This window comes from Nocardioides carbamazepini, from assembly GCF_024614185.1.
Taxonomy (GTDB): Bacteria; Actinomycetota; Actinomycetes; order Propionibacteriales; family Nocardioidaceae; genus Nocardioides; species Nocardioides carbamazepini.
Genome location: NZ_JAHTLF010000002.1, coordinates 1 through 12120 on the forward strand (window position 1 = coordinate 1; position 12120 = coordinate 12120).

13 protein-coding genes are annotated in these 12120 nt (G+C 72.7%); 6 read left to right on the forward strand and 7 right to left on the reverse strand.

Going from position 1 to position 12120, the window contains the following annotated elements; genetic code table 11:
• Positions 1–212: 212 nt before the first annotated feature.
• From KVF89_RS00020 to KVF89_RS00040, 5 genes are read left to right on the forward strand one after another with little or no spacing between them, the layout of a single operon-like run.
• Positions 213–1220 carry a helix-turn-helix transcriptional regulator gene (locus KVF89_RS00020; RefSeq protein WP_257422445.1) on the forward strand — a complete coding sequence of 336 codons (1008 nt, stop codon included), beginning with the start codon at positions 213–215 and terminating at the stop codon, positions 1218–1220.
• Positions 1221–1278: 58 nt separating this feature from the next.
• On the forward strand, positions 1279–1557 hold the full coding sequence (gene tatA / locus KVF89_RS00025) for a twin-arginine translocase TatA/TatE family subunit (RefSeq protein ID WP_257422446.1): 279 nt from the start codon (positions 1279–1281) through the stop codon (positions 1555–1557).
• Between the two features lie 3 nt (positions 1558–1560).
• On the forward strand, positions 1561–2397 hold the full coding sequence (tatC, locus tag KVF89_RS00030) for a twin-arginine translocase subunit TatC (RefSeq protein WP_257422447.1): 837 nt from the start codon (positions 1561–1563) through the stop codon (positions 2395–2397).
• Positions 2397–3266 carry a diacylglycerol kinase gene (locus KVF89_RS00035; protein ID WP_257422448.1) on the forward strand — a complete coding sequence of 290 codons (870 nt, stop codon included), beginning with the start codon at positions 2397–2399 and terminating at the stop codon, positions 3264–3266. Before tatC ends, KVF89_RS00035 begins: the two co-directional genes overlap by 1 nt.
• Positions 3263–6052, forward strand: coding sequence for a DEAD/DEAH box helicase (locus KVF89_RS00040; protein ID WP_257422449.1), 2790 nt, complete (start codon positions 3263–3265; stop codon positions 6050–6052). Before KVF89_RS00035 ends, KVF89_RS00040 begins: the two co-directional genes overlap by 4 nt.
• Before the next feature lie 24 nt (positions 6053–6076).
• On the opposite strand, the gene KVF89_RS00045 is transcribed toward KVF89_RS00040, so the two are convergent.
• A complete protein-coding gene (locus tag KVF89_RS00045) occupies positions 6077–6451 on the reverse strand; it encodes a MarR family winged helix-turn-helix transcriptional regulator (RefSeq protein ID WP_257422450.1) in 375 nt (124 codons plus the stop codon).
• A 119-nt stretch (positions 6452–6570) separates the two neighbouring features.
• Here KVF89_RS00045 and KVF89_RS00050 point away from each other — a divergent pair, with 119 nt between their 5' ends.
• Positions 6571–7647: a substrate-binding domain-containing protein gene (locus KVF89_RS00050; protein ID WP_257422451.1), complete on the forward strand. Its 1077-nt coding sequence runs from the start codon at positions 6571–6573 to the stop codon at positions 7645–7647.
• A 6-nt stretch (positions 7648–7653) separates the two neighbouring features.
• Here KVF89_RS00050 and KVF89_RS00055 read toward each other — a convergent pair whose 3' ends face one another.
• Genes KVF89_RS00055 through KVF89_RS00080 form a run of 6 tightly spaced genes read right to left on the reverse strand, consistent with a single transcriptional unit; the run spans position 7654 to position 12119 of the window.
• Positions 7654–8406 carry an urease accessory protein UreD gene (locus KVF89_RS00055; RefSeq protein ID WP_257422452.1) on the reverse strand — a complete coding sequence of 251 codons (753 nt, stop codon included), beginning with the start codon at positions 8404–8406 and terminating at the stop codon, positions 7654–7656.
• A complete protein-coding gene (gene ureG / locus KVF89_RS00060; protein ID WP_257422453.1) occupies positions 8390–9103 on the reverse strand; it encodes an urease accessory protein UreG in 714 nt (237 codons plus the stop codon). The genes KVF89_RS00055 and ureG overlap by 17 nt, the downstream gene beginning before the upstream one ends.
• Positions 9096–9755: an urease accessory protein UreF gene (locus KVF89_RS00065; protein ID WP_257422454.1), complete on the reverse strand. Its 660-nt coding sequence runs from the start codon at positions 9753–9755 to the stop codon at positions 9096–9098. The genes ureG and KVF89_RS00065 overlap by 8 nt, the downstream gene beginning before the upstream one ends.
• Before the next feature lie 7 nt (positions 9756–9762).
• A complete protein-coding gene (locus KVF89_RS00070) occupies positions 9763–11469 on the reverse strand; it encodes an urease subunit alpha (RefSeq protein WP_257422455.1) in 1707 nt (568 codons plus the stop codon).
• Positions 11462–11800: an urease subunit beta gene (gene ureB, locus KVF89_RS00075; RefSeq protein ID WP_257422456.1), complete on the reverse strand. Its 339-nt coding sequence runs from the start codon at positions 11798–11800 to the stop codon at positions 11462–11464. Before ureB ends, KVF89_RS00070 begins: the two co-directional genes overlap by 8 nt.
• A gap of 16 nt (positions 11801–11816) precedes the next feature.
• A complete protein-coding gene (locus KVF89_RS00080; RefSeq protein WP_257422457.1) occupies positions 11817–12119 on the reverse strand; it encodes an urease subunit gamma in 303 nt (100 codons plus the stop codon).
• Position 12120: the final 1 nt, after the last annotated feature.

Consider the following 12120-nt stretch of genomic DNA (forward strand, 5'->3'; position numbering starts at 1 on the left):
CCCCCCCCCCCCCCCCCGCCCCCCCCCCGCGCCCCCCCCCCCCCCCCCCCCCCCCCCCCCCCCCCCCCCCCCCCCCCCCCCCCCCCCCCGCCCCACCCGCCCCCCCGCCCCCGACCCCCGCCCCCCCCCCGCCCGCACCCGCCACCCCCCCCCCCCCCCCCCCGCGCGCCCGGCCCCCCCCCCCCCCCCCCCCAACGCTGGGGAGCGGTCCCGTGAGCCGCACACCGACCCCGGGGGCCCGCGACCAGGTCGCCCGCCTGCTCACTCTCGTGCCGTTCCTGCACCACCGCGACGGCGTCCGGCTGGAGGAGGCGGCCCAGCTCCTCGGTACGACGCCGAAGCAGGTCGTCCAGGACCTCCGGGTGCTCTTCATGTGCGGCCTGCCGGGCGGGCTGCCGGACGACCTGATCGACGTCGATCTCGATGCGATCGTCACCGAGGCGGGGAGCCCGGTCACGGAGGGCGTGATCCGGATCGAGAACGCCGACTATCTCGCCCGGCCACTGCGACTGAGCGCGACGGAGGCCTCGGCGATGATCGTCGCGCTCCGGATGCTGCGCGACACGGAATCGGCCGGTGCCACCCCCGAGCTCGTCGACCGGGTGCTCGCCAAGCTCGAGGCGGCCGCCGGTGCCCCGCGCGTCGAGATCACCCCGTCGCCGCGGGATGCCCAACAGGTCGTGGTCGCCCAGCTGACAGCTCTGGTCGACGAGGCGGTCGCCTCCGGGCGCCAGCTGCGGCTGCTCTATTTCGTGCCGTCGCGCGACGAGGAGTCCGAGCGGGTCGTCGACCCCTACGGCGTGGTGACGCACGGGGTCTTCTCCTACCTCGACGCGCACTGTCACCGGGCGGGCGGCGACCGGCTGTTCCGGTTGGACCGGATCACCAAGGCCGAGCTCCTCCCCACCGCCCCGACGACGCCGGTGCGGCCGCCGCGGGACCTCAGCGACGGCCTGTTCACCGACGACGCGGCTCCCGACGCCACGATCGTCACTCTGCGCCTCGACCCTCCCGCGCGCTGGGCGACCGACTACTACCCGGTGCGCGACGTGCGCGCCCGGGACGACGGCTCGGCGGAGGTCGACCTCGTCGTGGTCGACCGTCGGTGGCTGACCCGGCTGCTGCTGCGCCTCGCGCCGCACGCCACGGTGGTCCGGCCCGCGGAGCTGACCGAAACGTTCACCGCCCGCGCACAGGAGACACTCAGCCTCTACCGGTGACGGGGGCGTAGCATGGACCCTGTCCGCCGAACCTGACGATCGAGAGTTGGTCCCGTCGATGATTCCCCTGATCGGAATGCCCCAGGGAGCCGAGTGGCTCATCATCCTGGCCATCGTGATCCTGGTCTTCGGGGCAGCCAAGCTCCCCGACCTCGCTCGTGGCACGGGTCAGGCGCTGCGGATCTTCAAGGCGGAGACCAAGGGGCTGCGCGACGACGACAAGAAGTCCTCCTCGACGCCGAAGTCGACGGGGGAGCTCCCCCCTGCCGACGGCTCCCACCTCGATGACGTGGCCGAGGGCGAGATCGTCGACGAGCGCCGCGAGAACAACGCCTGACCCTTGGCGTTCACGGGTCTCTTCAAGCTCTTCATCGGAAAGCCCGTCCACGCCGTCGGTGACGACGGCCGGATGGCCCTGTCCGACCACCTTCGGGAGTTGCGCGCGCGCATCCTCAAGGCGGGCTTCGCGGTCGTGCTGGCGTTCGCGATCTCGCTGTTCTTCTTCGACCAGCTGTTCCAGCTCGTGCTCGAGCCCTACCTCGACGCCCAGGCCACGCTGCCGGAGGGGTCGAGCGAGGCGACCACCTCCGGGCCCGCCGGTGGCTTCCTCCTCTACCTCAAGCTGTGCGGCCTGGCGGCCCTGGTGGGCTCCAGCCCGGTCTGGCTCTACCAGATCTGGGCGTTCATCCTCCCGGGCCTGCACGCGAGCGAGAAGCACTGGACCGGGATCTTCGCGGTCATCGCCGGACCGCTCTTCGTGGTCGGCATCGTCCTGGGATACGTGACCCTGCCCAAGGGCCTGGAGATCCTGATCGGGCTCAACCCCGACGAGCTGACCAACCTGGTGGAGTTCAACGACTACCTCACCTTCTTCAGCCGCACCCTGCTCGGCTTCGGCATCGCGTTCGAGATCCCGGTCTTCGTGGTGCTGCTCAACATGGCGGGCGTGCTCAGGGGCAAGACGCTGGGCGCCCACCGGCCCTGGATGATCGTCGGGACCTTCATCTTCGCCGCGATCATCACGCCCTCGGGCGACCCGTTCACGATGAGCTTCATGGCCGTCCCGATGGTGGTGCTGTTCTTGATCTCCGAGGTGATCGCGCGCTTCAACGACCGGCGGCGCGACCGGAAGGCGATCAACGCCGGCCTGTCACCCGACGAGGCAAGCCCGATCTGATGCCCCGCGCGATCGTCCTCACCAACCCCACCTCGGGGAAGGGGCGCGGTGCCCGGATGCGTGACGAGGCGCTGCCCCGCTTCCACGGTGCCGGGTGGCGGACGACCGCCCTGACGGGTCGCGACGCCGGCGAGACGCTCGACCTGGCTCGGCTGGCGGTCGCCGAGGAGCCCGACGTGCTGGTCCTGTGCGGCGGCGACGGCATGGTCAACATCGGCCTGCAGGCGGCCGCCGGCACCGACGTGCCCGTCGGGATCCTGCCCGCTGGCACCGGCAACGACTTCGCCCGCTACTTCGACCTGCCGCTGGGTCACGGAGCCGCGGCCGCGACCCGGATCCTGCAGGCCTCACCCCGCAGGATCGACCTGGCCCGGATCGGTGACCGCTACTTCGGCGGTGTCCTCGCCGCCGGCTTCGACGCGATCGTCAACGAGCGGGCCAACCGGATGCGCTGGCCCCGGGGCCAGATGCGCTACAACCTGGCCACGCTCGCCGAGCTGCGCGTCTTCGAGCCGTTGCCGTACGTCCTGGAGCTCGACGGCGTCGAACGGCGCCTGGACGCGATGCTGGTCGCGGTCGGCAACGGGCCCTCCTTCGGCGGCGGGCTGCGGATCACCCACGGCGCGCAGCTCGACGACGGCCTCCTCGACGTCGTCCTCATCAAGCCGCTGAGCAGGGTGGAGCTCGTCCGGACCTTCCCCAAGCTCTTCGACGGGAGACACGTGAGCCATCCGCAGTACGAGCGCCACCGCGTCCAGCGGGTGACGGTGGCGAGCCCCGGCATCGTCGGGTACGCCGACGGCGAGCGGTTCGGTCCGCTGCCGCTGACCGTCGAGGTGGTCCCGGGCGCCGTGCGGGTGATGGCATGAGCACCGGCGGGGACGGCGCGGAGCAGCAGAGTCCCGCGGAGCGCTACGCGTCGTACCGCAAGGACAGGGAGCATCCGGTCTTCCGTGACTTCGCGGCGGGCTTCTCCTTCGAGCTCGACGGGTTCCAGGTCGAGGGCTGCAAGGCGGTCGAGGACGGCCACGGCGTGCTCGTCGCGGCGCCGACGGGCGCCGGCAAGACGGTGGTCGGAGAGTTCGCGGTCCACCTCGCGCTGGAGACCGGCCGCAAGTGCTTCTACACGACGCCGATCAAGGCGCTGTCGAACCAGAAGTACCATGACCTCGTCGAGCGGTACGGCGCCGACCGGGTCGGGTTGCTGACCGGCGACACGACCATCAACGGCGAGGCACCGGTCGTCGTGATGACGACCGAGGTGCTGCGCAACATGCTCTACGCGCGCTCGCGGACACTCGTCGGTCTCGGGTTCGTGGTGATGGACGAGGTGCACTACCTCGCCGACCGCGCCCGCGGCGCGGTGTGGGAGGAGGTCATCATCCACCTGCCGGAGTCGGTGTCGGTGATCTCGCTGTCGGCGACCGTCTCCAACGCCGAGGAGTTCGGCGAGTGGCTCGAGACGGTGCGCGGGGCGACCCGCACGATCGTCGCCGAGCGGCGACCGGTGCCGCTGTTCCAGCACGTGATGGCGGGCCGCCGGCTGCTCGACCTGTTCGCCTCCTCCGACGTCGACGCGGCCGCCGGCTTCGTCCGCGAGGGGGCGCCGGTCAACGACGAGCTGATGAAGCTGGCCCGTGACGACTGGGCCTCCACCCGGCTCAAGGGTCACCGCACCGCCAAGGGCACCCGTCCCGGTGGTCCGGGCAGCCGCAACGTCGGCACCGGCCGCCGGATCTGGATCCCGGGACGTCTCGACGTGGTCGAGCGGCTGCAGCGCGACCACCTGCTGCCCGCCATCGACTTCATCTTCAGCCGCGCCGGCTGCGACGCCGCCGTCCAGCAGTGCCTCGACGCGAACCTGCGGCTGACCACCCCCGACGAGCGCGACGAGGTCATCGCGTACGTCGAGCGGGCCCTCGGGGGCCTGCCGCCGGCCGACCTCCACGTGCTCCGCTACCACGACTTCCTCGACGCCGCCTCCCGTGGCGTCGCCGCCCACCACGCCGGCATGCTGCCGGCGTTCAAGGAGTGCGTCGAGAAGCTCTACCTGCGCGGCCTGATCAAGATCGTCTTCGCGACCGAGACCCTCGCCCTCGGCATCAACATGCCCGCCCGCACGGTGGTGCTGGAGAAGCTGAGCAAGTGGAACGGCGAGACCCACGCCGACATCACCCCGGGGGAGTACACCCAGCTCACCGGTCGCGCCGGGCGCCGCGGCCTCGACATCGAGGGCCACGCCGTCGTGCTCTGGCAGCCGGGGATGAACCCTCGCGAGCTCGCCGGTCTCGCCTCCACGCGCACCTACCCGCTGCGGAGCAGCTTCCGGCCGTCGTACAACATGGCGGTCAACCTGGTGCACTCCTACGGCCGCCACCAGGCCCGTGAGCTGCTCGAGCAGTCCTTCGCGCAGTTCCAGGCCGACCGGGCGGTCGTCGGGCTCGCCCGGCAGCAGCGCAAGGCCGAGGACGCGCTCGAGGGCTACGCCGAGGCCGCCCGGTGCCACCTCGGCGACTTCATGGAGTACGCCGCGCTGCGCCGCCAGGTCACGGAGCTGGAGAAGGAGTCCAGCAAGTCCCGCCGGCAGGACCGTCGCGACGAGGCCCTGGCCTCGCTGGAACGGCTCGTGCCGGGCGACGTGATCGTCGTCCCCGTCGGGAAGTTCGCGGGGCCGGCGGTGATCCTCGACCCCGGCCTCTCCGAGCACGGCCACCGGCCGCTGGTGATCACCGCGGAGCGTCAGGGGCGCCGCCTGGCGATGATGGACTTCCCGACCCCGGTCGAGCCGGTCGCCCGTATCCGGCTCCCCAAGCGGGTCGACGCCCGCAATCCGCACCAGCGCAAGGACATCGCCCAGCAGGTCCGCGAGGCGGTGCGCGCGCTGCCGCTCTCGGTCAGCCGGCCGAAGGCGGAGCGGGGCCCGGTCGACGAGGCCACGGCGAGCGAGATCCAGGCGCTACGGGCCCAGATCCGCGAGCACCCCTGTCACGGCTGCGTCGAGCGCGAGGACCACGCCCGGTGGGCCGAGCGCCACGCCAGGCTGCAGAAGGACACCGACGTCCTCGCCCAGCGCATCGAGCGGCGCACCAACACCGTCGCCCGGACCTTCGACCGGGTCTGCGAGGTGCTGGAGGCGCTCGACTACCTCCACGGCGACGAGGTGACCGAGCGCGGCCGCGGCCTGATGCGGATCTACTCCGAGCTCGACCTGGTCGCCGCCGAGTCACTGCGCCTGGGCCTGTGGGACGACCTGTCGCCGTCCCAGCTCGGTGCCGTGCTGTCCGCGCTCGTCTACGAGGCCCGTCGTCCCGAGGACGGCCCGCCGAGCGTCCCCGGCGGCGCCATCGCCACCACGATCGAGGCGATGACCCGGCTGTGGGGGGACCTGGAGCGCCTCGAGCGCGAACACCGGCTCGACTTCCTCCGCCGGCCCGACGCCGGGTTCGCGTGGACCGCCTGGCGCTGGGCGGAGGGCCAGGAGCTCGACGAGGTGATCACCCGCAACGACCAGACGGCGGGCGACTTCGTGCGCCAGATGAAGCAGCTGATCGACTTCGCCGGTCAGATCGCGGACGCTGCCGCCGGCACCCCGGTCCGCGACAACGCCCGGCAGCTGGTCAAGCTGCTCCGGCGCGGGATCGTGGCCGCCGGCTGATCCGGTCCGCCGGCGGTCAGTCGATCAGGACGTGGCCAGGGGCAGCGTGTCACCGAGCTGCCGGCGGGCGGCCTGCTCGGCCCGACGCAACCTGCCTACGTACGCCAGGCCGTGGGGGGACAGGGCGACGACAGCCCGGCGCCGGTCGTCCGGATCGACCCGGCGCACGAGCAGGCCGCGCTCGACGAGCCGGTCCACGTGCCGGGTGAGACTGGTGGCGGCGACGACCGCCGCCGCCGCCACCTCGCTCATGCCCAGCCCGGGCCGGTCATCGACGACCGCGAGGATCCGCCAGTGCTCCATGGTCAGGCTGTGCTCGTCGAGGATCGGTCGGAGCTCGCGGTGCAGCGCCGCCTCGACCCGGCGTACCTGGATGGCCAGGCTCGACGTGCGCGTCATGGCGACCTCCTGTGGGACGGCGACTCCGGCCCTATCCTAGGTTCCGCACCCCACGTCCCGGTTGATCCGTCGCCTGCAGCGTCGCCGGTCACGGCAACCGAAGGCCGCACGGAGGTCCCGTGCTCGTTCCGCACCCCGACGACACCGTGTCGATCGCCTTCGTCGTGCCGTTGCAAGGCCCGACCGGCATCTACGGTCCCTCCTGCCTGGCGTGTGGCGAGCTCGCTGCCGAGCAGCTGAACTCCGGCCGGGGCATCGCCGGACGCCAGGTCGAGCTGGTCGTCGTCGACGGCGGACGGGACCCGGAGACCGTCGCCGGTGAAGTGTGCGCACTCGTCGATGCCGGCCGCGTGCAGGCCGTCGCCGGGTGGCACATCTCCGCGGTCCGTCAGGCGATCACCCGCCGGGTCGGCGGCCGGGTGGTCTACGCCTTCGCCGCGATGCATGAAGGAGGTGACGAGACCCCGGGCGTCTTCATGATCGGAGAGCGGCCGGTCAACCAGCTGCTTCCGGCGGCGCGCTGGATGCGCGACGAACTGGGGATCGGGCGCTGGGCGGTCGTGGGCAACGACTACGTCTTCCCACGGGTCACCGGCAGCACCGCCCGGCTGGCCCTGGAGGACACCTCGTCGCAGATCGTCGGCGAGACCTACGTGCCGCTCGGCACGAGCGACTTCACGACGGTGATCGCCGATCTCGAGCAGCAGCCCGTGGACGGGGTCATCATGTTGCTCATGGGCCAGGACGCGGTCCACTTCAATCGCCAGTTCGCCCGGTCGGGCCTGACCGCAGCGCTCCCACGGCTCAGCCCTGCGGTCGAGGAGAACACACTGCTCGCCGGCGGAGCGGCGGCCAACGAGGGCCTGTACGCCGCGGCGGCGTACTTCGACGGGCTGCGCACCGCCGAGAGCTCCGTCCTGGCACGCGACTACTACGCGCGCTGGGGACGCTGGGCGCCTGCGCTCAACGCCGTGGGGGAGTCCTGCTACGAGGCGATCTCCTTCCTCGCCCGGGTGGGCGAGGTCTGCGGCTCGCTCAGCGTGGATGCCGCCGCCACGCTGCCCAGCGGGCACTTCTACTCCAGCCCCCGCGGGCTGATGCGCCTCGACGGCAACCTGCTCGACCAGGACGTGTACGTCGCCGCCGCCGACGGGATCACGTTCCGGGTCGAGCAGCAGATCGCGCGGGTCCATTGAGCCTGCTCACCGGTCCGCGCCGCTGACCTGCTGCCACGCGGTCGCGAGCTCGGTGTCGTGGACGTGGTGTCCGAGGCGCCGCCACAGCACCGCGCCGGGCGTGTCGAGGTCGTAGCGATCGAGATCGTCGGTCGTCCCCGCGACGTCCAGCCCGAGCGAGAGCACGGTGGTGAGGACCCGGTGGCCGCCGAGGAGCAGCGCGGTCGTGTCGGCGGCGAGGGGCAGGTCCTCGACCAGCACCGGCCGACCTGTCGCGCCGAGCACGGTGCTGGTCTGGTGGATCGTGCCGGGCTGCTCGCCGTACCTGCCGAGGACGAGGGTCTCCCGCAAGGCAAGCCGAGAGCCGGCACCGCAGCGCACCCGGACGGCCCGGGTGACGTCGGCCCCACCGGCGACGACGAACGGCTGACCGGCCCAGCGCAGCGCGGCGTCCTGGCCGAGGTCGACCCGGACGTCCCACCGGGCCCTGCCGCCGCGCATGTCGTAGGCGACGGTCCCGCCGGGCTCGATCAGGTCGACATCGATGCCGTCGCCGACCGTCACGTCGATCTCCACGGCGTCGCCCGCCAGCAGCAGCGCGCCCTCGGGCACCAGCGCGATCCGGGCCCGGGTCGGTCCATGGTCGACCACGACTGCCCGGAGCGCGGACGAGGTCGCGCCGGATCGGGTCACCGCCGTCCGGACCTGGCAGCGACCGCCGGGCGGCCCGGCGCAGACCCGGATCCGGGTGCGGCCGAGCCGCTCAGTGGTGGTGAGCATGCTCGCCCGCGTGGAAGTGTGGCGCCATCGGCCCGGGGTCGACCGGCACCAGGTCGCCGTGCCCGTGCGCGGACCGCACGCTCAGCACCCAGTCGAGCAGCGCGTCGATGCTCTCCCGGTCGTGACGGGACAGGGCGACAACCGGCCGGCCCTCGCGCGCCGCGACGGCGTCGGCGCGCATCCGCGCGACGTCCACGCCGACGTACGGCGCCAGGTCGGTCTTGTTCACCACGAGCAGGTCCGCGCGCTCGATCCCCGGCCCGCCCTTGCGGGCGACGTCGCCGCCGCCCGCGACGTCGAGCACGAACACCTGGGCGTCGACCAGCGCGGGAGAGAAGGTCGCGGTCAGATTGTCACCACCGGACTCCAGGAGCACCACGTCGAGGTCGGGGTAGTCGTGCTCGAGCGCCTCGACCTCCATCAGGTTCGCGCTGATGTCGTCGCGGATCGCGGTGTGCGGACAGGCCCCGGTCTCCACCGCGCGGATCCGGTCCTCGGCCAGCACTCCGGCCGAGCGGAGGAAGCGGGCGTCCTCGTCGGTGTAGATGTCGTTGGTGACCACGGCCAGGCTCAGCCTGGTCGAGAGCTCGCGGCAGAGCAGGGCGATCAGCGAGCTCTTGCCGGTGCCGACCGGGCCGCAGACGCCGAGACGCAGTGGCCGGTGGACGTGGTCGTGGGGGTAGTGGTGCTCAGGCACGGAACAGCCTCCTGGTGGTGCGGGCATGGGCCTGCGCCCACACCTCGATCTGGGGTGCGGCGACGGCGGGGATCTCGCTGGGGCTCTTGACGCCGGCGGTCGCGGCGACGACCTCCTCGACGCCGGGCAACGCGTCGACCACCCACCCGGTGACGACGGTCGGGTCGAGCGGCAGCAGCTTGAGGGAGGCCGCGCAGACGGTCTGCACGTCGTCGTACGCGACGACCCGGGCAAGGGCCTCGGCGCCCAGGCCCAGCCCGGCGGCGACCGCGCCGAGGACGACGGCCCGGCCGGGCGAGGACAGCGGGTCCAGCGGCCGGACCACGTCGGGCCAGAGCCGCCCGCACAGCCTCCGAAGGGCGCGGGCCTGGGTTCGCGACGCGGTGCGGACCGCGGGCGTCACGGTGCGCGCCGCCCAGGCGGTCTCGACGGGGGCGAGCGGCTCGTCGTCCAGCACCGCGCGCCGCGCGGCCACGGCGGTGCCCGCCTCCACCCGGGTCACCCCCACCAGTCGCGCCTGCAGGTACGACGGCACGTCGGTCGCGCCCAGTCCGGCCATCACGGCCCCCTCGAGCGTCCCGGACTGAGTGTGCCCGGCGACCGGCAGGCGTGCGTCGGCCAGCAGCAGCGCGAGCAGGTCGGCGTCGGCCACGGGGTTCTCAGAACATCGCGTAGAGCTGCGCCAGCGGCAGCTCCTCGGCCGGTGCCGGGACGATCCGCTCGCCCTCGACGTCGATGGCGAAGGTCTCCGGGTCGATGTCGATCCGGGGGAGGGCGGTGTTGTTGACCATGTCGGCCTTGGTGACCCCACGCGTGGGCCGCACGCCCGCCAGACGGCGACGTAGGCCGAGCCGGTCGGCGAGGCCGTCCTCCAGCGCCGCGGGCGACACGAAGCTCACGGCATGCGCGCTGCCGTCGTCGACCAACGTCGGTCGCATCAGCACCGGCTGCGGCGTCGGGATCGACGCGTTGGGGTCCCCGAGCGCCCCCCACACGAGGGCTCCGGACTTCAACACCACCTGGGGCCGGATCCCGAAGAACCGGGGGTCCCAGAGCACCAGGTCGGCGAGCTTGCCCGGCTCGACCGAGCCGACCTCGTGGTCGATCCCGTGCGCGAGCGCCGGGTTGATCGTGTACTTGGCGACGTAGCGTCGCGCGCGGAGATTGTCCGCACGCCCGCCGCCGAGGTCGCCGTGGTCGCCGTACCGCTGCTTCATGACGTGGGCGACCTGCCAGGTCCGGCAGATCACCTCGCCGATGCGTCCCATGGCCTGCGCGTCCGACGAGGTGATCGACAGCGCGCCGATGTCGTGGAGCAGGTCCTCGGCCGCGATCGTGGTGGCCCGGATCCGGGACTCCGCGAAGGCGAGGTCCTCGGGGACCTGCGGGTTGAGGTGGTGGCAGACCATCAGCATGTCGAGGTGCTCCGCGACGGTGTTGACGGTGTGCGGCAGCGTCGGGTTGGTCGAGCCGGGGATGACGTGCGCGAGGCCGGCGACCTTGAGGATGTCCGGGGCGTGTCCGCCTCCGGCCCCCTCGGCGTGGAAGGCGTGGATGCTCCGGCCGGCGATCGCGCCGATGGTCGACTCGACATAGCCGGCCTCGTTGAGGCTGTCGGAATGCAGCGCCACCTGGAGCCCGAACTCGTCGGCCGCGCGCAGGGACGCGTCGATCGCCGCCGGCGTCGAGCCCCAGTCCTCGTGCACCTTGTAGCCCGCGGCGCCGCCGAGCGCCTGCTCGGCGAGGCCGCCGGCGCTGACCGTGTTGCCCTTCCCGAACAGCAGGACGTTGAGCGGCACGGAGTCGAGGGCGCGGTGCACGGTCGCGAGATGCCAGGCGCCGGGCGTCACCGTGGTGGCCTTCGAGCCCTCCGACGGTCCGGTGCCGCCGCCGGCGATCGTGGTGATGCCGGTGGCCAGCGCCTCGGCCAGCTGCGAGCGCGAGAGCAGGTGGACGTGCACATCGATCGCACCGGCCGTGAGGATCCTCCCTTCGCCGGAGATCACGTCGGTTCCAGGGCCGATCACCAGGGCGGGGTGCACGCCGTCGGCGACGTCGGGATTGCCCGACCGGCCGAGCGCGGCGATCCGGCCGTCGCGGATCCCGACGTCCGCGTGCACGATGCCCCAGTGGTCGAGCACGAGAGCGTTCGTGATGACCGTGTCGAGCGCGCCCTCGGCCGACGTCCGGGTGGACTGCGCCATCGACTCGCGGATGGACTTCCCGCCGCCGAAGACGGCCTCCTCGCCGCCGACGACCCAGTCCTGCTCGACCTCGATCCACAGGTCGGTGTCGCCGAGCCGGACCTGGTCGCCGACCGTCGGTCCGTAGAGGGCGGCGTACGCCGAGCGGCTGATCTCAACCATCCAGAGCCCCCGTCCCGGACCGGACCTGGAGCCCCGGGACGAGTCGCGCCCCGCGGAGCGCGACGATCGCGACCTCCTGCGAGGCTCCCGGCTCGAACCGTCGTGAGGTACCGGACGGCACATCCAGCCGGAAGCCGCGCGCGGCGGCCCGGTCGAAGGCGAGGGCCGCGTTCGCGTCGGGCAGGTGCAGGTGCGAGCCGACCTGCACCGGCCGGTCGCCGGTGTTGGTCACGACGAGCACGCCTCGCTCGGCGAGGGAGCGGTCCCCGTTGAGGACCACGGTTCCCGGTCCGGGACGGGTGGCGCCCGGACCCTCGGTCACGATTCCCATCGGTGTCGCACGCTCCTCAGGCGATCGGGTGGTGGAGGGTGACGAGCTTGCGCCCGTCGCGGAAGGTGGCCTCGACCTGGACGTCGACGAGCATCTCGGCCACCCCGGACATGACCTGCTCGCGGCGCAGCACCTCACGCCCGCGCTCCATCAGCTCGGCGACCTGGGCGCCGGCACGGGCCTCCTCGATCACCCAGCACGACAGCAGCGCGACGGCCTCGGGGTAGTTGAGGAGGACGCCGCGATCGAGCCGGTCGCGGGCCACCATGCCGGCGACGCTGAGCAGCAGCTTCTCCGTGTCGGAGGGGGTCAGGTGCATC

What these genes read in the sequence shown, in the direction of transcription:
- tatA (WP_257422446.1), top strand. Translation starts at nt 1,279, where the DNA reads ATGATTCCCCTGATCGGAATGCCCCAGGGAGCCGAGTGGCTCATCATC.
- KVF89_RS00035 (WP_257422448.1), top strand. Translation starts at nt 2,397, where the DNA reads ATGCCCCGCGCGATCGTCCTCACCAACCCCACCTCGGGGAAGGGGCGC.
- KVF89_RS00040 (WP_257422449.1), top strand. Translation starts at nt 3,263, where the DNA reads ATGAGCACCGGCGGGGACGGCGCGGAGCAGCAGAGTCCCGCGGAGCGC.
- KVF89_RS00045 (WP_257422450.1), bottom strand. Translation starts at nt 6,451, where the DNA reads ATGACGCGCACGTCGAGCCTGGCCATCCAGGTACGCCGGGTCGAGGCG.
- KVF89_RS00055 (WP_257422452.1), bottom strand. Translation starts at nt 8,406, where the DNA reads ATGCTCACCACCACTGAGCGGCTCGGCCGCACCCGGATCCGGGTCTGC.
- KVF89_RS00070 (WP_257422455.1), bottom strand. Translation starts at nt 11,469, where the DNA reads ATGGTTGAGATCAGCCGCTCGGCGTACGCCGCCCTCTACGGACCGACG.
- ureB (WP_257422456.1), bottom strand. Translation starts at nt 11,800, where the DNA reads ATGGGAATCGTGACCGAGGGTCCGGGCGCCACCCGTCCCGGACCGGGA.
- KVF89_RS00080 (WP_257422457.1), bottom strand. Translation starts at nt 12,119, where the DNA reads ATGCACCTGACCCCCTCCGACACGGAGAAGCTGCTGCTCAGCGTCGCC.